General features: G+C 35.8%; 16 protein-coding genes and 1 other annotated feature. Of the genes, 13 read left to right on the top strand and 3 right to left on the bottom strand.

Features of this window, described 5'->3' with window-relative positions; all coding sequences use genetic code 11:
• The first annotated feature begins 115 nt into the window (after positions 1 to 115).
• Entirely contained in the window at positions 116 to 397 is a 282-nt protein-coding gene (locus BM157_RS05405; RefSeq protein ID WP_090140232.1) for a type II toxin-antitoxin system YafQ family toxin, read from the top strand.
• Positions 398 to 875: 478 nt separating this feature from the next.
• Entirely contained in the window at positions 876 to 3,368 is a 2,493-nt protein-coding gene (locus BM157_RS05400) for a hypothetical protein (RefSeq protein ID WP_090140230.1), read from the top strand.
• 246 nt (positions 3,369 to 3,614) lie between these two features.
• Here BM157_RS05400 and BM157_RS05395 read toward each other — a convergent pair whose 3' ends face one another.
• Positions 3,615 to 5,396 carry a methyl-accepting chemotaxis protein gene (locus tag BM157_RS05395; protein WP_022501612.1) on the bottom strand — a complete coding sequence of 594 codons (1,782 nt, stop codon included), beginning with the start codon at positions 5,394 to 5,396 and terminating at the stop codon, positions 3,615 to 3,617.
• 532 nt (positions 5,397 to 5,928) lie between these two features.
• Positions 5,929 to 6,180 (top strand) — a binding site (T-box leader).
• A 156-nt stretch (positions 6,181 to 6,336) separates the two neighbouring features.
• Here BM157_RS05395 and BM157_RS05390 point away from each other — a divergent pair.
• On the top strand, positions 6,337 to 8,073 hold the full coding sequence (locus BM157_RS05390) for a carbon starvation CstA family protein (RefSeq protein WP_055173946.1): 1,737 nt from the start codon (positions 6,337 to 6,339) through the stop codon (positions 8,071 to 8,073).
• A 634-nt stretch (positions 8,074 to 8,707) separates the two neighbouring features.
• Here the strand turns inward: BM157_RS05390 and BM157_RS05385 are convergent.
• A complete protein-coding gene (locus BM157_RS05385) occupies positions 8,708 to 9,559 on the bottom strand; it encodes a helix-turn-helix domain-containing protein (RefSeq protein ID WP_318255823.1) in 852 nt (283 codons plus the stop codon).
• 155 nt (positions 9,560 to 9,714) lie between these two features.
• Here BM157_RS05385 and BM157_RS05380 point away from each other — a divergent pair, with 155 nt between their 5' ends.
• From BM157_RS05380 to BM157_RS05350, 7 genes are all read left to right on the top strand, one after another.
• The gene (locus BM157_RS05380; RefSeq protein WP_090140226.1) at positions 9,715 to 11,472 is read left to right on the top strand and encodes an ABC transporter ATP-binding protein; all 1,758 of its coding nucleotides are present in this window, start codon (positions 9,715 to 9,717) and stop codon (positions 11,470 to 11,472) included.
• Entirely contained in the window at positions 11,447 to 13,216 is a 1,770-nt protein-coding gene (locus tag BM157_RS05375; protein ID WP_090140223.1) for an ABC transporter ATP-binding protein, read from the top strand. Before BM157_RS05380 ends, BM157_RS05375 begins: the two co-directional genes overlap by 26 nt.
• Positions 13,217 to 13,367: 151 nt before the next feature.
• Positions 13,368 to 14,426, top strand: coding sequence for an FUSC family protein (locus tag BM157_RS05370; RefSeq protein WP_055173951.1), 1,059 nt, complete (start codon positions 13,368 to 13,370; stop codon positions 14,424 to 14,426).
• Positions 14,427 to 14,539: 113 nt separating this feature from the next.
• The gene (locus BM157_RS05365; protein WP_022501604.1) at positions 14,540 to 15,088 is read left to right on the top strand and encodes a histidine phosphatase family protein; all 549 of its coding nucleotides are present in this window, start codon (positions 14,540 to 14,542) and stop codon (positions 15,086 to 15,088) included.
• A 26-nt stretch (positions 15,089 to 15,114) separates the two neighbouring features.
• Positions 15,115 to 16,521 carry a hypothetical protein gene (locus tag BM157_RS05360; RefSeq protein WP_090140221.1) on the top strand — a complete coding sequence of 469 codons (1,407 nt, stop codon included), beginning with the start codon at positions 15,115 to 15,117 and terminating at the stop codon, positions 16,519 to 16,521.
• Between the two features lie 300 nt (positions 16,522 to 16,821).
• Positions 16,822 to 17,400 carry a hypothetical protein gene (locus BM157_RS05355; RefSeq protein ID WP_055306268.1) on the top strand — a complete coding sequence of 193 codons (579 nt, stop codon included), beginning with the start codon at positions 16,822 to 16,824 and terminating at the stop codon, positions 17,398 to 17,400.
• Entirely contained in the window at positions 17,366 to 17,962 is a 597-nt protein-coding gene (locus tag BM157_RS05350) for a hypothetical protein (protein ID WP_055306267.1), read from the top strand. The genes BM157_RS05355 and BM157_RS05350 overlap by 35 nt, the downstream gene beginning before the upstream one ends.
• A 121-nt stretch (positions 17,963 to 18,083) precedes the next feature.
• On the opposite strand, the gene BM157_RS05345 is transcribed toward BM157_RS05350, so the two are convergent.
• On the bottom strand, positions 18,084 to 18,326 hold the full coding sequence (locus BM157_RS05345; protein WP_022204188.1) for a helix-turn-helix domain-containing protein: 243 nt from the start codon (positions 18,324 to 18,326) through the stop codon (positions 18,084 to 18,086).
• Between the two features lie 209 nt (positions 18,327 to 18,535).
• Here BM157_RS05345 and BM157_RS05340 point away from each other — a divergent pair, with 209 nt between their 5' ends.
• From BM157_RS05340 to BM157_RS05330, 3 genes are read left to right on the top strand one after another with little or no spacing between them, the layout of a single operon-like run.
• On the top strand, positions 18,536 to 19,711 hold the full coding sequence (locus BM157_RS05340; RefSeq protein ID WP_022501600.1) for an SPFH domain-containing protein: 1,176 nt from the start codon (positions 18,536 to 18,538) through the stop codon (positions 19,709 to 19,711).
• A complete protein-coding gene (locus BM157_RS05335; protein ID WP_022501599.1) occupies positions 19,708 to 20,283 on the top strand; it encodes a hypothetical protein in 576 nt (191 codons plus the stop codon). The genes BM157_RS05340 and BM157_RS05335 overlap by 4 nt, the downstream gene beginning before the upstream one ends.
• Before the next feature lie 4 nt (positions 20,284 to 20,287).
• Entirely contained in the window at positions 20,288 to 21,400 is a 1,113-nt protein-coding gene (locus tag BM157_RS05330; protein ID WP_055173954.1) for a tetratricopeptide repeat protein, read from the top strand.
• Positions 21,401 to 21,742: the final 342 nt, after the last annotated feature.

Raw genomic sequence — 21,742 nt, 5'->3', positions numbered from 1 at the left:
TGCCACAGTATAAGCCGGAAGTATTAGAGGCAATGGAAGAAGCAAAGAGAATCAGCAAAGATCCTAATACAAAGAGATACGCTAGCTTTTCAGAGGCTTTGGAGGATATTGATTGATGCAATATGAATTAATACTAACCGGGAAATTTAAGAAAAGTCTCAAGCTGGCAAAGAAACGAGGCTTGGATTTGAAACTTTTAGATAAAGTTATTACGATGCTGCAGAATGATATTCCTCTCGAAGAGAAATATCGTGACCATGAACTAAAAGGGAAATACCAGGGGTTCAGGGAATGTCACATTCAGCCGGATTGGTTATTGATTTATATGAAGGAGAATGATGTTCTAACATTGACTTTAGTTGATACCGGAACACACGCGGATTTGTTCAATTTGTAGCGGAATATACAAAGGTATTTCATAGTAACGGATTAAAATGCCGAAAGCCTGTATTTATGCTGGTTTCCGGCATTTGTTTTATCGATTGGTCCTAGTTTGGCTCTATTTGTGGAGAAAGTAATAGCAGGGTTAAGGAAAAATTATACGGAACATTTGATAAGAATGATATTAAAATAAAATTCGGATTTAATATACAGTAAAAAGGAGTTCCCGATCTTCATAAACGGGAAGTTATTATAATAATTTACAACATCAATTTACATATTCAGCTATTGAAAAATTTTTTCGGGGGGGGGTACAATAATAGCGGATATTTACAGGAATTTCTAATGATGAATATCTGAACTACTAATTTACAGAAGGAATAAGTGAGAATCTTACATTTTAACTGGCTGAATATATAGTGTTAATCACGTGGTTTGTATAGTATTAATTAGGCAGTTGAATAAAAGGTATCCGCTTATAGGAGGAAATGCGTATGAAAAGACAATTTATAAAGAAGCTGGCAACAGTGACAGTTTCTGCTGCAATGCTTGCGGCCTTGTTTAGCGGTGGCAAAAACGCAGGTATCTGGACAGCACAGGCACAGGAAACAAATGTAGCTGCCGCATCAGAACAGTTTGATACAACAGCACCTGTAGTCGAAAGTATTTCGATTGATAAACAGGGACAGAATGTAGGAGATGATGACACATTTAAGATTACAATCAAGGCTTATGATTCTGAATCAGGTATTCAGGATGTAAGGATGATTTTAAAATCAGAAGGTGATGTCTATTTATTGGATGAATATTCATATGCCAATGGCAGATTACAGTTTAATGAAGCGGATAACAGTTATGAGTGTACAGTAAAGATTGCTGATACTACACTTGTTGATGGAAAGGTCTTCATCGGTAATATTACAGTAACAGATAAAGCAGGAAATACATGTTCGCCAGTGATTTCAAGCACACCAGATGTATTAAATGTAACAGCTTCATCAGCTTTATACTGGGTAAATATAACTCGTAGTGATAACGAGAAACCAGTGGTTACATCTGTTGAGTTAAAGGAAAATGGACAGACAGTAAAACCGGGAGATACACTTCATGTTACAATAGGTGCAACTGATAATTACGCTTTACAAGACACTTGTTATGTGCAATTTCAAGTTAATGTAGCTGAAAGGAATACCTCACATTCTATATATCTGCAATGGGATTCTGCTAATGGCTGTTATATAGGTTCATGGGAGCTCCCAGATGGTATTGTACCTGGTGAGTGGTATATTAATCATATAGAAGTGAAAGATGTAACTGGTAACCTTGCGGAGAAAAATTCAGCATTGGATTGTAAGGTAACAGTACAGAATGACAATTATGTAGTAAATGAAAAAAATGCACCAAAGTTTAACAGTATTTCTATGGATAAGGCAGGTCAGACACTCACCGCAGGAGATCAGGTGAAATTCACAGTGGATGTTACTGATGATACAGGTGTAGCCTCTGTGAAAATGGTATTAAAAAACGTAAATTCTGAATTGTCTTCTAAAGATGATGTAGACTGCTATATGCAGAATGTTGAAGGAACAAGCAAATACGAATATACATATACTATTACAGAAAACGATTATCCATGTGAATGGTATGTTTCAAGTATAGAGGCTCGTGATGTATATAATAATATGTTGTATGCATCTACTGAAAGACAAACAAGTGGAAGAGAACTTCCATTAATGTATGATTATTATTTCAATGTAACACAAAATGGTACATTTGTTCAGCCAAATGTAAATGTTATGTTCAGTTATATTAACGCAGATATGGAATGGGAAATCAAAACAATAGAAGTTCCACGAAGAACTAAGCTAAGTAAGGCATTAGAGAAGTTTGATACCGGTGTTAAATTTGATGATGCAAAAATCACAGGCTGGACAATGGTTGGCTATCCAGATTCAGATACTATAGTTAGTAATAATACAACGTTTTTGGCAAATTATAATACCAATATCGTAGAAAAATATGTGTATTCATATTCGCCAGATGTTGGTTCAAAGTGTTTATATAAAGAAACATCATTTGTTAAAAAAGGACAGAAGATTGAACTTCCAACAGTAATTCCTGGAGTTAAGAATGTAAAGTGGATTAAAACTGAAGAATTAGATGAACTTATAAAGAATGGATATATCATTAATACAGATACTGGAAGTTATTATTTCGAGGCAGATGCGGAAGTAGACGATTCTGTTCCACCTACTGATGACAACAATGGTAGTACCGGTGGTAACAATAATCAGACAACAACTGATGGAAACAAAGGCAACAATGAAGGAACTAAGTTATCATCTGATAAGATACAGGAAGCTGTAGCAGCAATTACTACTGCCAAGGCTGGAGATACTTATACAGTTGATATGTCAGATGCAACAGTTGCACCAAAGGATGTGTTAGAAGCAGCCAAGGGTAAGGATGTTGATATTGTTCTTGATATGAATGGTTATAAATGGACTATCAACGGAAATAATATTCAGGCTGATAATCTTAAGGATATTAACCTTGCGGTAGATACAGACTCTGATGCAATACCAGATGATGTTATATCGGAGCTTGCTGGCAATAACCCAGTTAAGCAGATTTCACTTGCATATAGTGGAGATTTTGGATTCAAGGCAAGTCTTACATACAATATAGGAAGTGAATATGCTGGCAAATATGGCAATCTCTATTATTATGACAGCACAGGCAGAATGATATTCCAGAATGCAGGTGCAATAGATGCAGATGGTAATATATCTCTTAACTTTAGTCACGCATCTGAATATGCAGTCGTAATAGCAGATTATGCTGTAACAACAGAGAATGCTGATAATACAGCAACAGGTGGCATAGCAACAGGAGACAGCACACCTATAGCATTGTATGCTGTTCTGTGTGTGATGGCAATTGCATTAGCAGGTATTGCTGCTGTAACAAGAAAGAAGAATGTATAAAGTAAAGAGATTATTTATCTTATTGTTATAATCAGACAAATGGCAGATAGTATCTAAAGTCATTGATGAGGATAATAAGATTAGCAATAAGTAGAAACTAAAGATAATTAATCATACCCGGCTTCATATTGTTGTGGAGCCGGGTATATCTGCATATTAAGGAAAAATATAAAAGAATAAAGCAGAGGAATGAAATAGGTGTGGAAACAAACATTTCCACACCCATAATTCCTGCTATATATAAAATTAATCAATAACAAAGTTATTAACATTCTTACGAAGTTCAGCAGCAGAGGCTTCTGCGGTTTTAGCTCCATTCATAACAGCTTCTGAGCCTTTTACGATTACGATTGTCTTCTGGGCTATGTTGGTTGTTCCAGTTGCACTGTCATTAGAAGCGGAAGTGATTCCATCTATCGCCTGAGTGATATTGCTTATAGATGCAACAAGCTCTTCTGATGTTGCACTGAAATCAGATACAAGATCGTTAATGTTGGAAGCATCCATATTATAGTCATCAGCCATCTTTTCAAATCCGTTAAGACATTCAACAATATCAGTATCAACGAAATCAAGCAGGCGGTTAGAATCGCTTGTCAGGTTGCCTACAGCTTTGTTTACATTTTCTGTAACAGCCTGAATGTTGGCTACAGCATCTTTAGACTGTTCAGCTAATACACGTATTTCCTCTGCAACAACCGCAAAGCCTTTACCAGCCTCACCAGCTCTTGCAGCTTCAATAGAAGCGTTAAGGGCAAGCAGATTGGTCTGTGCAGTAATATTCAGGATAGAGTCGGCAAGCACACCAATCTGGTCAACTACTTTGGCATCTTCAAGAGCCTGCTCAAGATTTACTCTGATGTCAGCCATCATCTGTTTAACTTTCTGACGGTTTTCTACAGTATCATCCTTAGTCTTTACAGCACGTTTATGGATGTCCTGGGATTCAGTTGCACCATCCTGTGCTCTTATGGCAATTTCCCTTGCAGCTTCTTCAATCTGCTGTGTCATTCCGTTAATCTGTTCAGCAGAGGCGGCAGTTTCCTCTGAACTTGCAGCAAGCTCTTCTGTTGTTGCAGATACGTCTTCAATTTCTGCATTAAGATTGTATACATTAGTGTCGATAGTTTCTACAACCTTATCAATATTGGCAGCCTCGTTTTTTACCTGAGCTAACAGGCTTCGTACAGATTCGCGCATAGTTTCAAGTGCATTGGCTAGCTGTCCGAAATCATCCTTACGCTTAAGCATAGGCTGTTGCATTTTTGTGGCAAAATTACCACCGGCAATTACTTCGAATTGTTCTTTTATTTTTCTTAATGATTTAGTAATATCAATTGCGATGAGAGCAACGAGTATAGCAACAACAATAAGCATACATACGCTGCATAAAATAAGCGAAATAGCTTTGCTTGAAGCATAGCTGGTGAATTCCTCATCCTGCTGTGCAATAGCAGTGTCTATGTAATCAGTATAGTTGCCAGTACCAACAACCCAGTCAAAAGGTTTGAAGTATTCGCTGTAAGAACGCTTTGGTGAAGGTTCTGTTTCTCCCTCCTTAGGAAATACATAATCTGTATAACCACCACCATCCTGGACTGCAACACGTATTATTTCCTTGACCATCTGGTAGCCATCAGCATCTTTAGTATTCATACGATTAGTACCCTCAGTTGAACTTCCAAGCAGAACAATATTCTTGCCATCGGACTGGTCAACCCAGAAATATCCAGCTTCGCCATAACGCATCTGACGGATTTCATCAGCGGCTATTTTCTTAGCTTCATCAAGAGTATATTTACCAGACTTATACTCATTATTGATTTCCGATAACAGGGAGATGACAACACCAACCTGCTCTTTAATTGAATCATCATAATTTTGTCTTGATGATGTGTCCATAGTTTCAAGTGCCTTGTCTTTTAACTGGTTCATATTCTTAATAGAAATAAAACTTTCAGAAGTTACAAGGACAATTACTAAAGCCAGAATTATAGTAAGCTTTGTTCGAACCTTAATATTTTTCATTGGAATCACGCTCCTTAAATTAGATTAATTTGTGAAAAATTATATATCTCCACGCATCTTTATCTAATAATTATAATGTTATAAAAGAATTGTGTCAATAAAACCAGCCGTAAATATTAAAAAAATCTTAAATTTTCATATACTTATATATGTATATAATTATAAAGTTTGTAATTTATTAATATATAAAATAAATATATACCATACCAAAATGATATATAATATACATCAGAGTGATTATAAAAAAATCAAATATTCCTTTTATTCACAACTATCACAAGAGCAAAGGTTTTGCTGCTGGCTGTTCAAGAGAGGTTATTTAAAATAGAGCAGATATGCCCGGCTTGAGTGTTGATGACCTTATACAGCAGACAATAGATGCTTTAAAGACATTCAGAACATAATAAATGTTACAGTAAAGATATAGTAGAAATGTAGTCAAATTAAAAATACATTAAAAATACAAAAAAATAATTAAATTTTTTATTGACAAATTAAAATGAAGAGATTATCTTATTACTTAATTCAATAGTCAAATGCGAAGAACAGGAAATGATTTATTTATATCACCGCCTACAGAGAGCCGTTGGTTGATGAGAAACGGCAGCAAGGAATAGATAAGCCCTCACCTGCAAGCAGTTCTGGTGAAAGATATTAATTTAGTAGTCAGAACCGGTACCCATCGTTAACAGGGCATGCCATATGTGTGGCAGTAGAGAGGTCGGATTTATCCGGCAAGCAAAGTGGTAACGCGGAAGTAATGTAATTTACCTTCGTCTTTGTACGATATCGTTAAGATATGTGCAGAGGCGAAGGTTTTTTGCATTATGGAATTAGTTATTTTTAATTTCCGTTTTTCTGCGTTCATTGTATTTGGCTAGTGAAATAGGCTGGGAATATTTATTTGCTCAGCTAATATTATATATAGGAGAGTGACATTATGAACACTTTAGTAATCGTTTTAATCGCGGCTGTTATATTATTTGGTGCCTATATGGTATATGGCCGTTGGTTAGCAAACAAGTGGGGTATAGACCCTAAGGCAGAAACACCTGCCGTAAAGTACAATGATGGAAAAGATTATGTTCCAACCAAAGGATGGACTGTATTTAGTCATCAGTTCTCATCAATCGCTGGTGCAGGTCCTGTAACAGGTGCTATTCAGGCAGCAGCATTTGGATGGTTACCAGTATTACTCTGGATTCTTATCGGTGGTGTATTCTTTGGTGCTGTAACAGACTTCGGTGCTTTATATGCCTCAGTTAAGAACGAAGGTAAGTCAATGGGTATGATCATTGAGAAATATATCGGTAAGTTTGGACGTAAGATTTTCTTACTTTTCTGCTGGTTATTTACACTTATCGTTATTGCAGCATTTGCTGATATGGTTGCAGGTACATTTAATGCATATACAGTAGTTGATGGAGCATCACAGTTAGCACCAGCAGCTTCAACTAATGGTTCTGCTGGTACAGTATCAATTATGTTTATGGTATTCGCAGTAGTATTTGGTCTTATCCAGAAGAAGTTTAATCTTTCAGGCTGGAAAGAAGCAGTAGTTGGTATTGCATTTATTGTTGCTTCATTTGTAATTGGTAACTTCTGTCCAATTATCTTAGGTAAGAATGCATGGAGCTATATCACATTCGTATATATCTTCTTTGCAGCAGTTATGCCAATGTGGCTTATGAAGCAGCCAAGAGATTATATGACAACATTTATGTTTATCGCTATGATAGTTGGAGCAGCACTTGGTCTTGTAGTTGCCCATCCATCTATGAACCTTCCTGTATACACAGGATTTAACAATGCAAAGCTTGGAACAATGTTCCCTATCCTTTTTGTAACAGTTGCCTGTGGTGCTGTTTCAGGTTTCCACAGCCTTGTTTCATCTGGTACATCTTCTAAGACAGTAGAGAATGAGAAGGATATGCTTAAGGTTGGTTATGGTGCTATGGTACTTGAAAGCTTACTTGCAGTTCTTGCTCTTTGTGTAGCAGGTGCAGCCGCAGCCGCTGATGGTACAGCAGCAACAGGTACTCCATTCCAGATATTCAGCCGTGGTGTAGCTGGTTTCTTTGAAATGTTTGGTGTTCCAGTACATTTCGCAACAGTATTTATGACAATGTGTGTATCAGCACTTGCCCTTACATCACTTGATGCAGTTGCACGTATCGGACGTATGAGCTTCCAGGAGCTTTTCAGCGTAGATGATATGGAACATGCAGAAGGCTGGAGAAAGTTACTTTGCAATACATATTTCTCAACAATCGTAACACTTCTTTGTGGTTTCGTACTTACAAAGATTGGATATGCTAACATCTGGCCATTATTTGGTTCAGCTAACCAGTTATTAAGTGCACTTGTTCTTATAACACTCTGCGTATTCTTAAAGGTTACAGGACGCAGCAACAAGATGCTCTTCCCACCTCTTATCATTATGCTTTGTGTAACATTTACAGCACTTGTACAGAGACTTATCGCTATGGTTAAGGCTATCCAGAACGCAGCATCAGTTACAATCCCAGCAGGTACTACTACATGGGGTAAGGTGTTCATAGCAAATGGACTTCAGCTTATAATAGCAATTCTTCTTATCGTACTTGGTCTTATCATTGTAGTTAACTCAGCTAAGAGCTATGCAAAGAGTGAGAAGAACTCAGAGAAGGCTGCTTAAGCAGGTTGATGTGTTATAATGTAGATGTATTGGAAAGTGATAGATTTTAACTTCTGATTAATACATTATAATATAGAAGAAATAATTTAATTTAAAGAAAATTACTATAATTATAGAAGTGTTATAAATGAATATTATAGTTGAAATTTAATTAAAAATAGCTGGTATCTTATATAAGATGTGACAGTTTACAAAGTCAGGTTACAGATTGGACGATGTGGATAGTTACATTTATAAGATATCAGCTATTTTAAATTTATTTAATGATACCAAGGTTAAAAGGTCTAATATGAGCATAGTTCATAGTTCTTACAGTCATTTTATAATTTGTAAAATTTGATATTTGGTGTTAATATAGAATTCGGGTGCTGCCATAACGGTAGGCGGTTTAGTCTTGAACCTCTTCAGAAGGGAGGTGATAGACATGGTTACATATTCAGATTTATTTAACTATACTTTAGTTATTTGTGCGATAGTTTCTATATGCATTTCTGTGTATAAATCAAAAAAATAACCGCCCCAGTCTGGTCAACTAAGCGGTTATTTTTTAATCATTATTGAAAAGACTAAGCCGTCTATCGGTAGCATCTTTTATAATATTATATTACTCTATTTCTATTTTTATGTCAAATTATTACGTTAAATTCCCAGAATTAGAATTTCTTTTTATCTGTGTCGGTGTGATACCATAATGCTTCTTAAGCAGTGCACTAAGGTAGCTTGCATTAGATATGCCGACTTTGTTTGCAACCTCACTTATAGATATTTCCCCGATTTCTAAAAGAATCTTTGCGTGTTGTAATCGGACCGTTGTTATATATTCAGTATATGATGAACCAGTTACAGCTTTGAAAAGTCTTGAAAAATGTGATGGAGAAAGACAGGCAAAGTCTGCCACATTCTGCAGGCTGGCACCATATTCAAGATTATTTTCAGCATATATCATAGCCTTCTGAATTCTGTCATCGAATCTTTTCAGATATAAAGTATTGTTATCTGAGTCACTAGAAATGTGATGCTCATATACATAGAAGAATAGTTTATAAAACATTCCCTGAAGAAGCAGTTGTGAGTGGTCAGAATTTCGTTCGTATTCGTATAACATTTCAGCACACATTTTTTGTATTTCATTCTGTGAAGCTTTGGTAAAATGTAGATAATTGCGACAAAGAATATCTAATTGAGTATGTCCGATTATTTCAATAATAGGTTCAAATACTTCTGTACGAACTTTTATTACATATCTGTCATAAGGAACATCCGATATAGGACAGTTCCTGTGATAAACCTCAGGTTTAGCAATCCCAAAATCGCCGGCGTGGCATACACGTATGTTATCAGTTGCAATCCATCTTCGATCACCTGATACCATATAACCGATGGTGTAGTGGTCATGTGCTGCCTGCATTGCTGGCATTGTGTAGCTTGCTTCTTTTATTTTGTGGTCTATATAAATATTTTCTCCGGGTTTAAGTGGAAGAGGCATAGTAATCTCCATTCTTGAGTGGTTTAACCAAGTTATAATTGACATAGCATAATTTTATAAATTATATGTCATAAAAGCAATAATATTTAATGAAAAAAATAAAATTTTGTGCAAGAATAAGTTATAGTTAAATCATAATAAGAGGTGGATAACATATGAATCAGAAGTTTAATCTTAAAGCGAATAATTTTATAAAAAATATGCTCAGGTATTCGTATCTGATAATTATGGCACTGCTTCTTAATGCTGTTGTGAATGAGATAATTGTGAGTGCCAATAAGATAATAAGTGTCAACATAGATTATATGCTGTCAGGCGAAGCTGTTGATATTGGCAGTATTATTGAGAAGTTTATATATCTGACATTATCAGGCTTTGTACTTTCCTTTGCAGGAAGCAGGCTTTCACTTAAATATGCGGTAAGGGTTATTAATTCATACAGAAAACAGATAAGCAGCAAGTTATACCGGATAGATTATTCATATTATGATAATGCAGGTACAGCAACAATAATTAATAAGGTGAATTCTGATATAGCAGAAGCGGAAAACTTTTTGACAGAGCATTTTGCAGCAATTATAACAAATATTACGGCAGCACTTATATATGCCAATTATGTGCGAAGGATAAATGTAGTGCTTTTTGTTGCAGTTGTTGTGAGTTATCCACTTGTAATATGGCTGTCAAATATTCTTGTGAAGAAAATGCGTGATGTGTCAAAGGTATATCGTTTAAAGGTTGATGCAATGCTTGGGATTGATCATGAAGCTATAATGGGGTATCAGATAATAAAAGCCTTTGGATTACAGAAGTATTTTGAAAACAGAATGCATAATGCATCAGAGGAGCTTGTGGAAACAGAGCAGATAAGAACAGGCATAAGCAATACGGCGATAGTTATAAGAAGACTCATACAATGGATTCCTTCTATATTATGTGCATTTTTAAGCATATGGCTTGTAAGAAATGGACAGCTTACAGTTGGAGAACTTGTTGGTTTTGTCGTTATTCTGGAAAAGTTTGTTGAGTCGATTATAGGAATTCCGTTTGCCATAGTTGATGCAACAGGCTGTATGGTGTGTATAGGAAGGCTTGAAGGAATACTTTCGGCTAAAGATGAGCATTTTGGGGACAAGACTTACAAGGCAACGAATATAGCTAATAGCGTATCTGATAAGAGCATCTTAGATGTAGATTACGTTATAGAATTTGACAATATAAAGTTTGCATATAAAGAGGGCGAAAATGTTCTTAATGATGTCAGCTTTAAGATTAAAAATGGCGAAAATATAGCAATAGTCGGAAGCTCAGGTGGTGGAAAGACTACTATTTTCAGACTGTTATGCGGCTTATATCATGCCAGTGCCGGAACATATAAGCTGTACGGAATGAATATTAATGAATGGAATATTGAAAGCGCAAGAGAAAATATGGCGCTTGTTTCACAGGATACATTTTTATTTCCAGGAACTATTGAGGAAAATATCAGGTATGGAAATACTAATGCAACTCACGATGAAGTTGTTAATGCATGTAAGGATGCAAGAATTCACGACTTCATAGAAGGACTTGCTGACGGATATGAAACTGTGATAAGTGAGGGTGGAAGCCAGCTTTCAGGTGGTCAGAGGCAGCGTATTGCTATAGCAAGGGCAATATTAAAAAATATGCCAATTCTGTTGTTAGATGAGCCTACATCTGCTATTGATGAGGGAACAGAGCAGCTTATACAGGATGCTCTTGACAGGTTATGCAAAGGGAAAACTAGCATAACGATAGCACACAGATTGTCTACAATAAAAGATGCCGACAGGATAATTGTACTTCAGCATGGAAGGATAGTTGAGGCTGGAACTCATAAACAGTTGCTTGATATGGGAGGGGTATATGCAGAAATGTACGCAGAAGGATAATAATAAGAAGAATTCCGGAATATGGCAGTTATTCTTACGGACTATGAGAACTATGGGAAAAAGACGTTTTATGTATTATGGTTCAATATTAGGGATGAGTATAACATTTGCAATGTTTTCAGTTATGGAAGCATTTCTTATGAAGATAGTTGTTGACATAGCACAGAAAGGCGAGTGGGACAGGCTTATAAGTTCTGTCGTAATAATAGTCATAACAGGTGTGATAGTGTTGTTAGGATATAGATTTGCCTGCATAAGATATAACGTGGAAGCAAAGCGAATATATGGAAAGCTGTACGAACAGGTGTTAAGTCACGAAATGAAGCTGCCTTGTGAATATTATGAAAATCACCATAGCGGGGAAATGTTATCAAAAGTATCATTTGACCTTGGAAGAATGGGTGATATATTTGGTTCAAGATTCAGAAGAGTTGTTATGCCATTTATAATGGTAGTTGTATTCTTAGTGCCTATGTTTGCACTCAGCTGGCAGCTTACACTTTGTCTTGTGGCTGTAAATACAGTGCTGATAGGAGTTACGATGGTTCTGACTGGACCGCTTAAAAGCTTAAGTAAGAAAATGTCTGAGTCAAACAGCATAATGACAAAGCATATAACAGATCTTATTCAGGGAATTATACAGGTAAGGATGTTTCCGGCAGGAAGAAAAACAGTTGACAGATATAATGAAGAGGCAGATGTGTATGCTGTAAAGTCTGATAAAAGAAATATGTTTTCATCTTTGCTTGAATGTGCTAATACAGGCTTTGACCTTATATGTAATCTTGTTTTTTTGGCACTTGGAATATTATTCGTGCAGAAGGGCTATACAACACTTGGTGCTATTGCGGCGATATATACAATGTATGGACGTTTTTCAAGACAATTCCTGCAAATGGGAAAGTATATTCCGGAGCTTATTGCGTATCTGACATATGCACAGAATATATTTGATTTTCTTGATGAGGAAACAGAGGATAAAAGTAAAAAATTGAATAAATCGGACATTCTAAATCATAAAGATATAAATGAGGATGTTGTAATTAATGAAATAAACAACTTTTGCGGTCATAATACAATTTTAAATAATGCTGATTATTCAGTTAAGATAAGTGATTTAACATTTTCATATATAAAAGATGAAAATAATGCACCGATTGTAGTTCTTGATAATTATAATGAAAGAATAAAGTCAGGCGAGTTCGTGGCAGTTACAGGTGCTTCAGGTTCTGGAAAGACAACACTTTCTAAGCTTCTTATGGGATTTTATAAGCCGGACAGTGGAATGATTGAAGTGTGCGGCAATAATCTTGATGATATAAGTCTGGCGGCTGGCAGAAGCTTTTTTGCACTTGTTCCACAGGATGCAATACTTTTTAATATGAGTATAATGGATAATATAAGAATGGGAAGGCTTGATGCCACGGAAGCTGAGATTATTAAAGCTGCAAAGATGGCTAATGCTCACCAGTTTATAATAGAATTTACAGATGGTTATGACACAGTTGTTGGTGAAAAGGGGATGTCTGTATCAGGTGGTCAAAGACAGCGTATAGCCATAGCAAGGGCAATCCTTAAAAATGCTCCGATAATGCTTATGGATGAGGCAACCTCCGCACTTGATAATGAGTCGGAGCGTGCAGTAAACGAAACATTACAGAACTTAAAGGGTAGAATGACAATTATAATGATTGCGCACAGGACATCAACAATACAGATGGCAGACAGGGTTATAAGTTTATAATTGACAATAACAACGAATAGTGTTATATTACTCCACCCTATCATCTTATTTCATCATCATTAAAATTATAAAAAGAAGATGATTATTGAGTACAAATCATATGAAATGTAACTCAATAAATATATGGGGATGAAAGGATCAGAGTGGTTTTATGACATTTTATCAGGAATTACAGTTAAGTTCTGCAGGCTCTAAACAGCTTATTAAGAACACAAAAGATGCTAAAGAGAAAAGAAAACATATATTAATATATAATTTCAAGGTTTACCTTGTTATGGTATTCTGTGTAGCAGTTGTTACAATATTCAGTAAGCTTCTAGGCAGTGCTAACAGTGTGGTAGGTGTTACAGTACTTCTTGCAGTGCTTGTGTTAAGACAGGCGGACTTTGGAATAAAGACATCACATGGACTTTTGTCAATTATGGGAATATATGCTATATTGATAGCAGGACCAAGGCTTAGTAATATGGTGCCACCATTTGCAGCATTTCTTATTAATATAGTATGTATAATGCTTCTTATGATAATGGGCTGTCATAATGTAATTATGTATAATCATTCGACATTTGTGCTTGGTTATCTGTTATTACAGGGGTATGACGTTACAGGACAGGACTATGTGTTAAGGGTTATCGGACTTCTTTGTGGTATGGTAATTTGTATGATTATCTTTTATAAGAACCAGAAGAACAGACCATATCGAAGAACATTCCAGGATTTATTCTATGAATTCAATATTAATTCGGCAAGAAACAGATGGTATATCAAGCTTACATTTATAGTATCAAGTGCAATGCTTGTGATGAATCTGCTTAATATGCCAAGAGCAATGTGGATAGGTATAGCGTGCATGTCAGTGTGCCTGCCATTTTCAAAGGATATAGAAGGACGGGCAGGCAAGAGAGGTGCATTTAACATTGTTGGATGTCTGATTTTTTCAATTATGTATATTGTGCTTCCAAAGTCGATGTATCCTTATATCGGTATGATAGGTGGAATAGGTGTCGGATATTCAGCTGGTTATTCGTGGCAGACAGTGTTTAATACATTTGGCGCACTTTCAATAGCGGCGGAATTGTTCGGACTTAAATATGCTGTTTTACTTAGAATAGGTGTAAATGTAGTAGGAGCGGCGTATACATTGTTATGTGACAGGTTGATAGATAAGATATATGCTGCCTGCACAGGCAGGAAAGTCGAAACAGCGTAACATACATAATTCAGATTGAGCTGTAACACATTGTTAATACTGGAGATGAGGTGTTATAATATAAGAATAACATCTCGTCGAAATACTACTTCATAAGATAAGGAGAGAGTACAATGTTATACATAATGAGGCACGGCAGGACTGATTGGAATGAGAGAAATAAACTGCAGGGGAGAACAGATATTCCACTCAATGCAGCTGGAAGAAAGATGGCGGAAGAGGCAGCAGCGGTTTATAAAAATGTGCCGCTTGATGTATGCTATTGTTCTCCATTGGCAAGAGCAAGACAGACGGCAGAGATATTTTTAAAAAACCGCAATATTCCGATTATAACAGATGACAGGCTTGTTGAGATGAGCTTTGGAATATATGAAGGAACAGAACAGTCAGCAAGGGCTTTAGATTGTCCGATTAATATATTATTTAAAGAACCAGAAAAGTATAAGGCAGTTGAAGGTGGGGAAAGCATTGAGAAGTTATTTGAAAGAACAGGTGACTTTCTTAGAAATGTAGTGGAACCACAGCTTGAGGATGGAAAGAATATTGTAATAATCGGACATGGTGCAATGAATTCAGGAATAATATGCCAGGTCAGGGGTTTAAGCACAGAACATTTTTGGGATGCAGGAATTAATCAGTGTGAATTACTGCAATTAAAGTAGTGTGTACACAAGGAGTGAATATACATTTGTACGAAGATGTTAAGAATATAATAAGTGAATTAAGAAGCAGACATACAGGTTATACGGATTTCCCAATGGAACTGAAAAGGCAGGTGTATTCAATTATATGTAAGCAGCTTGCGAGCAAAGATAACACTTATACTCAGACACAGCTTCTTGAATATCTGGGGCTTCCTAAGGACGTCTTTAAGGAGAAGTATTGGAATATGTATTCACCTGATATGAAGCTTAGACAGCAGGTTTACCATAATCTGCATATACCACATAATTATGCTGAGGTTGAGTGTAATGAGATATACCGTGGAATGCTGCATTATATTATAAGTCAGGCAGACCAGAGGACGGATACATTTTTCGATATGTTCGGCAAAATGGGACTTGTTCCGCTGTTTTGTGCAAATGGATATTCTAACAGAATTGTTCTTTTAGCACGCAGGAATTATCACCAGCTTGTGCAGTTTCAGAATGCATTGAAAAAACCAGTTAAAGTATACAAGCACATCAAAGCATTTACTAAGACAATAGAAGTGATGGGTATCGAGAAGCAGAAGGAAGTGCTGATATCCAAGATTAACCAGTGGCTTGCACTGTTTAGTGTATATCAGGACTGGAGTGCAACAGGTTATGATGAATACACGCTTGCGGCAAGGTATTTTATGTGCAATTGTCTGCGGACTGAATACTGGCTTGATTCTAAGCTTGAGAAGACTTATTCATATAAAGACGGAAAGCTTGTTGTAGACGATATATCTTCATATCTTGATGATACGAAAATGTCCAGAAGCAGGATAAAGCAGTTATGTGGATTAAGCAAAGAGGATTTCTGCAAATTTGCTGATATGTATGTAAAGAAAATACATTTGCATCTTATAGAAGCTGATTATCTTAATATAGAAAGCATCTCCACAAGCATAGTTAAGCAGGGGCTTGATTTTCAATTTGACAGGCAGTTTCTTTATATAGATATGCCAAAATATATAAGGGAATATAAAAGATTTGAGTTTAGCGGTGCTCATATGATGGATATACTTAAGGTTCTTAAGACCTACCGTGGCAACTGGATTATGACTTGGAAGACTTATGTTGAGAACCAGAATGAGAATAGCCCTTATTACAGGCTTTCAAGCAAAGAAGCTGACTATGAGAATGATGTAACACTTGAAGTTATATATAGGGAAATGCTCAATATGCACAATGTTAAACCATTATATGTCTATGTATATCGTGATAAAGACAGAAACAGACCACAGAGCATAGCGTTTATAACGGATATAGATTGCAGTGAGGCAGACGACAGGGCATTTATGGACAAATACGATGTTGGGTTTCGTGATGGCGGACATATAAGGAAAATGACAATGCCTGAATTTATAGACAAATTTATAAGAAATTCCCATTGGAAAATGTTCTGATAGTGAATTTATGCGATGAAGAATTTTTTTGAAATTGCAGATACAGTAAAATAGCATATTTTAAAGATTAAAAAAAGCGGCTTGGAAAATCAGGCTGCTTTTTATTATGCTTCAATTGTCGATAGGAAAGAGAGTTCCTAAAGATAAGATAAAGGCTGTATAGCTGATAATCAATTTAAGTACCTGTTATAACAGGTAAGAATGGAGGATAGTGTGAAAAATAAGATTTTTCACACGCAGGATTTGTGCTTTGCACAAACTTGAGATGCGCTTAGAAGCAGCGCAAGAATGGAGGACATTATGGTAGTTAAATTAAACAATGGAGCAGTTAGAGAGATTAAAAAGGCAGAACCAATAGTTGAAAAAAGATTTACATTTAATGGAGATACACTGCGTATGGTAGCAAAGGCAAATAGCAGCAAAGAAGATATAACAGGTATTCTGTTTAAGTTAAAAGATGGCAGAGATGATGATATATCGGTATTTGCAGTAAATGAAGATGCTGTATTGGTCGGAAATCTTCAGTATAGTGAGGTGCAGAGAATTCTGGATATGCTTCTTACTAAAGGCTATGTAGATATTTCAGTGTATGACTATCAGCCAAAGACTTCTATTATTGCAGATACAGTATTTGATGAGGGAAAGTCCAAGCCTTATTGCCTTGACGGTTTTCATGCAACAACCAATATGGTTATACCTGGCATAGGTAATAATTTCTGTCTGACAACGGCTGACGTATTCAACACTATGGGTCGTGTCTGTGGACCAGCTGCAGATAATAATACTGAGGAGTTGATAGGCGGAAAGCCATCACATTCAGGAGAATATGACGAGGATATGCAAGATGATTTATCAGATGATGAATGGAAGGATTTCTAAGAGAACACTCACTAAGATGATAAAGGCATATTATATGTGTGCACAGAATGGCGTTGTATACAAAGGTTACACAGAATGGACAGGCGATAAATTATCATATGTAAGAAAATATATCTTATGTAAATGTGCTGATAGAAGAATTGACAGTAAAAATATTGATGAAGGCTGCGGTACAGATGAACTTGATATTGTGTGGCTGAATGACAGTCTGTTACTAATAGCTGAAAAAGATGCAGTAGTGCAGGGCAGAACGCTTAACAGGGCATTTTACAGACTTCCAGTTAATAATGAAACAGATAAAAAATCAGCAGATGTTAAAAATACAGTTCACAATAAAATAAGTAATAACGATTTGGAAAGTTTAAAGCCTGAGAGAATATTTGCAGGAAATCTTGTAGTACTAAAGATAGAAAGCACATCAGATGGTAGTAATGAACTTGTAGATATTATAGATGAGGATATAGAATTTATAGAAACTGTGTTAAGACCAATAGAGCGTATATATGCCGGTGTTGTGTATCTAAAGAAGGAGAAAGATTTAGGACAGAAGAGCGTAGATTAAGGTACGAAGACAGAGTGCAGACAAAGCTTGGAAACAGAGCACGCTCCATTATTAAGGCAGAGTGTTACTGTACAAAAAAGTGAGAACAATCCACATATATAATCATATAGTAGAATTGTTCTCACTCTGTTTTAAAAAATTCATTGAAATCGCACTCAAATATTTTGGTAAGGGCGACAAGCATATCAACTGTAGGGTTGTTGTAGCCATTTTCTACTTTACTGAAAATGCCGGTTGTTACATTGACATTTTCAAGCTGGAGCTTGGCAATAACCTCAGTTGCTTTCAGTCCACGTTCCTTGCGGAGTCTTCTTATATTATTTCCAACAAGTGGATTTAAGTGCTGGTTAATTCGTTCTGACATATAGCTCCAATCCTCAGGTACTAAATATAGGTAAATAATGGTGGATTTATAAAATCCATATATTAATATGGCTGGAAATTTATTAACACACATTAAAAATTGTATCCAATAAGGAAGAAAAAAGTATCCAAAATAGAAGAAAATAGTATCCAAAATGGAAGTTATGTGCTATACTTAGCAAAAAGTACGTATTTTACAGGAGAAAATAAATGGCAATACAGGAAGTTATTAAATATGAAGGTGATAATGACATTCTTATATATAAGCATCCTGCGGAGGATTTTAATACATTATCACAGCTTATTGTACACGAGTCACAGGAAGCAGTTTTTTTCAGTGATGGACAGGCATTAGATAGTTTCAAGGCTGGACGTTACACATTGGAAACTAAGAATATTCCATTAATTTCAAAGCTTAGAAATCTTGTTACAGGTGGAGTATCTCCATTTCACACAGAAGTATACTTCATTAATCTTGCAACAATGATGGATATACCTTGGGGAACACCAAGCCAGGTTACAGTAAAAGACCCTAATTATGGCTATAGTTATAGTGCAGGAGCAAGCGGTTCATTTGGGCTTAAGATAATTGATGGACGAAAGCTTCTGATTAATCTTGTTGGAACAGAACAGGAAATGTCTACAGCAAATATCCAGAAATATTTTAAGGATTTGATAGTTACAAGGGTTAAGAATTGTATAGCAGTGGAACTTAGCAGGTACAGCTACAATGAATTTAACCAGCATTTGAATGATATTTCTGAAAATGTTGCTGGGCTTATAAGAGATGATATAGCAGAATATGGAATTCAAATTCTTAATTTTTTCTTATCAGCAGTTAATATTAATGAAGATGATTTAATTGAGTTAAAGAATCTGGATAATAGTATGGCACAGAAGCGTTTTGAAGCTATGGGTAACAGGGATGCGGCTGTTATTGAGGCACAGGGACTTGCTAAATCACGAGAGATACAAGGCTACAACTGGCAGCAGGAACAGCAGTTTAATGTCAGCAAGGCATTTGCAGAAAATGAGGGTTTTGCAGGCAATCCAGCTAATATGATGGCACAGATTCCACTTGCATTTTCAATGGGCGATATGCTTAAAGGAAATATGGAAGCGGCAGTAAATGCCAATAACACAATGCAGAATTCAGCAATGAATATGCAGGGTGGCACAATGGGCGTACAGGGTGATTCAATGAATACGCAGGGGGCTTCGCTGGTGTGCAGTAAATGTAACAGCCCACTGCCACAGGGGGCTAAGTTCTGTATGAATTGTGGTGAGAAGGTCACTCCTAAAGAAGTGTATTGTCAGGAATGTGGAGCAGTTATGCCGGCTAATGCACAGTTTTGTATGAACTGCGGAACAAGGAGAAATGTATGATGAAATATATATTTTGTATTATCGCATTACTGATACAACCGGTATTTAGCTGGTATGTGTATCACAAGCAGGATAAGAAAAAAGCAGCACTAAAGATGCCAATGCTTTATTACAGTGTGGCATATATGGTAGTCCAGTTATATGTATTTTTTAAATTCTGTTCAAAGTTTCCAGAAAGATACAGCATTTATTCTTATCTTATACAGGCGGCTATACTGTTAGGATTTGTAATATTTGAGATGATTTTGTGGGGAAGCAATAAGTATATAGAAGATGTAGATAATAAAGAGAAGCAATCTATACAGGATTTTAAAGAATTAATTAAAGATTTGGAAATATGCAGGGTTAATGTACAGGATACAGCCAATAAAGCGAATATAGACAAGCTTTACGAGAGAATGAGATATGAAAATCCGGTGAGTTCTCCAAAGGCTATAGAGGAGAATTTAAGAATTAAAGGGTTGATAGCTGAGTTAGCTGATATTACAGATAATACTTTATTTGAAGCAAAATGTAATGAGATTGTTAAACAGCTTGATATAAGAAAAATAAAGAATACAAAGGAGCAGTAAAGATATGAAGGCGATAAAATGCCCAAATTGCGGAAGTGAACAGGTTAAAGAGTTAACAGAAGAAAAGTATGCTTGTATGGCGTGTGATAATGTGTTTTTAATACATAATCATTCAAAGGAATTCAGAAAGACAGATGAGCATATAAGCAGTATGCATCAAGATTTAAAAGATGATATCAGTAAGCTTATGAATAGCAATAATATAGATCCTGATGCAATAATTGAAAAAGCCGAACAGCATTTAAAGAAAAAAGACTGGGATATAGCCAGTGACCTTTATGATAAAGCAACACAAGAAAATCCTGATAAGTCAAAGGCCTGGTATGGCTTATATAGAGCTCTTACAGGAGATTTTGAAGCTGTTGACAGGTATGCTTTATTCGTATGTGATGGCAATTATTTTGATGATGATGATAAAGAAATGGGAAGTCAGTCATTTTTCTATGGAAATGGTTTTATAAGCAGAGCTTTAGATTGTCCTGATTCCGATAAAACAGGAATAATTGATAATGTAACTGCATTTATTAAGAAATGTGCAGAGTATGGTAAAAAAGATATTGAGGACAGCATAAAGGAATTACTTGAAGGCTTTGAGTCAATGAGAAAAGATTTAGATTCACAGAGAGATATTGTAAAGAAAGAAAAGAAGAAGGACAAGACGAAGGCATTTATTCCAGCTATTATTGTGCTTGCACTTTTAGCAGTATGCGTATGGTATTTCTTTGCATCAGGAGACTGGCTTGGCAAGGTATTAGGCGTTGCTGGTGTTGTACTTGTTTTAAAATTCGGTGGTAAATTCATAGGAAGAAGTTTTAGTAACGCTAAAGCTGAGGGCGTTGAATGGGATAATGCTGCCGAACAGCAATTTGCTCCGATAATCGAGGATATGGAATCACAGGTTCAGGCAGTTATGCGTTATTGCATAGATTTAGATAATTACAATATTGTATTAGATAATCTTAAGAATAAGAATAAGTTTATGGAAGGTTATCTTGAAGGTGAGTTTGATGGTATGAAAGATTATGATCAGGTATCAGACAACTCAGAGAAATTTATATTTGATTTATTAGATGGTAAAATGGAAAGATATAATTACTTACTTGATGCAGTCAAATAAAAATTGATATGTCAGAGTAAAGATTAATCCGTTAGGGCAAAGATTAAAGTGGCAGAGTGAAAATCAATCTGTTAAATTAACACATTAAATTTTTAGATTAACACATAAAAAGTCCAGTATATTTAAGCAGTATAGTCAGAAAGCTGACATTACATCTTAAAATATGCTGGGCTTTTTATGTGCCAGTGATGCACACTTGTATGAAGCTGTAGTTTGTCGCAGTTAATTGTACCCGGAGAGGAAATGTGCATTGCACATTCTTTTTTAAATCAATATTGTAAAAAAACAGCCAAAATTATATAATAAATATAACAAACCAAGCACTAATACTATATTAATAAT

The organism is [Lactobacillus] rogosae (genome assembly GCA_900112995.1).
GTDB classification, from domain to species: Bacteria; Bacillota; Clostridia; order Lachnospirales; family Lachnospiraceae; genus Lachnospira; species Lachnospira rogosae.
The sequence above is the reverse complement of the archived record's forward strand: the minus strand, read 5'-3'. Positions and strand labels throughout refer to the sequence as shown.

What these genes read in the sequence shown, in the direction of transcription:
- BM157_RS05405 (WP_090140232.1), top strand. Translation starts at nt 116, where the DNA reads ATGCAATATGAATTAATACTAACCGGGAAATTTAAGAAAAGTCTCAAG.
- BM157_RS05400 (WP_090140230.1), top strand. Translation starts at nt 876, where the DNA reads ATGAAAAGACAATTTATAAAGAAGCTGGCAACAGTGACAGTTTCTGCT.
- BM157_RS05395 (WP_022501612.1), bottom strand. Translation starts at nt 5,396, where the DNA reads ATGAAAAATATTAAGGTTCGAACAAAGCTTACTATAATTCTGGCTTTA.
- BM157_RS05390 (WP_055173946.1), top strand. Translation starts at nt 6,337, where the DNA reads ATGAACACTTTAGTAATCGTTTTAATCGCGGCTGTTATATTATTTGGT.
- BM157_RS05385 (WP_318255823.1), bottom strand. Translation starts at nt 9,559, where the DNA reads ATGCCTCTTCCACTTAAACCCGGAGAAAATATTTATATAGACCACAAA.
- BM157_RS05380 (WP_090140226.1), top strand. Translation starts at nt 9,715, where the DNA reads ATGAATCAGAAGTTTAATCTTAAAGCGAATAATTTTATAAAAAATATG.
- BM157_RS05375 (WP_090140223.1), top strand. Translation starts at nt 11,447, where the DNA reads ATGCAGAAATGTACGCAGAAGGATAATAATAAGAAGAATTCCGGAATA.
- BM157_RS05370 (WP_055173951.1), top strand. Translation starts at nt 13,368, where the DNA reads ATGACATTTTATCAGGAATTACAGTTAAGTTCTGCAGGCTCTAAACAG.
- BM157_RS05365 (WP_022501604.1), top strand. Translation starts at nt 14,540, where the DNA reads ATGTTATACATAATGAGGCACGGCAGGACTGATTGGAATGAGAGAAAT.
- BM157_RS05355 (WP_055306268.1), top strand. Translation starts at nt 16,822, where the DNA reads ATGGTAGTTAAATTAAACAATGGAGCAGTTAGAGAGATTAAAAAGGCA.
- BM157_RS05350 (WP_055306267.1), top strand. Translation starts at nt 17,366, where the DNA reads ATGATTTATCAGATGATGAATGGAAGGATTTCTAAGAGAACACTCACT.
- BM157_RS05345 (WP_022204188.1), bottom strand. Translation starts at nt 18,326, where the DNA reads ATGTCAGAACGAATTAACCAGCACTTAAATCCACTTGTTGGAAATAAT.
- BM157_RS05340 (WP_022501600.1), top strand. Translation starts at nt 18,536, where the DNA reads ATGGCAATACAGGAAGTTATTAAATATGAAGGTGATAATGACATTCTT.
- BM157_RS05335 (WP_022501599.1), top strand. Translation starts at nt 19,708, where the DNA reads ATGATGAAATATATATTTTGTATTATCGCATTACTGATACAACCGGTA.
- BM157_RS05330 (WP_055173954.1), top strand. Translation starts at nt 20,288, where the DNA reads ATGAAGGCGATAAAATGCCCAAATTGCGGAAGTGAACAGGTTAAAGAG.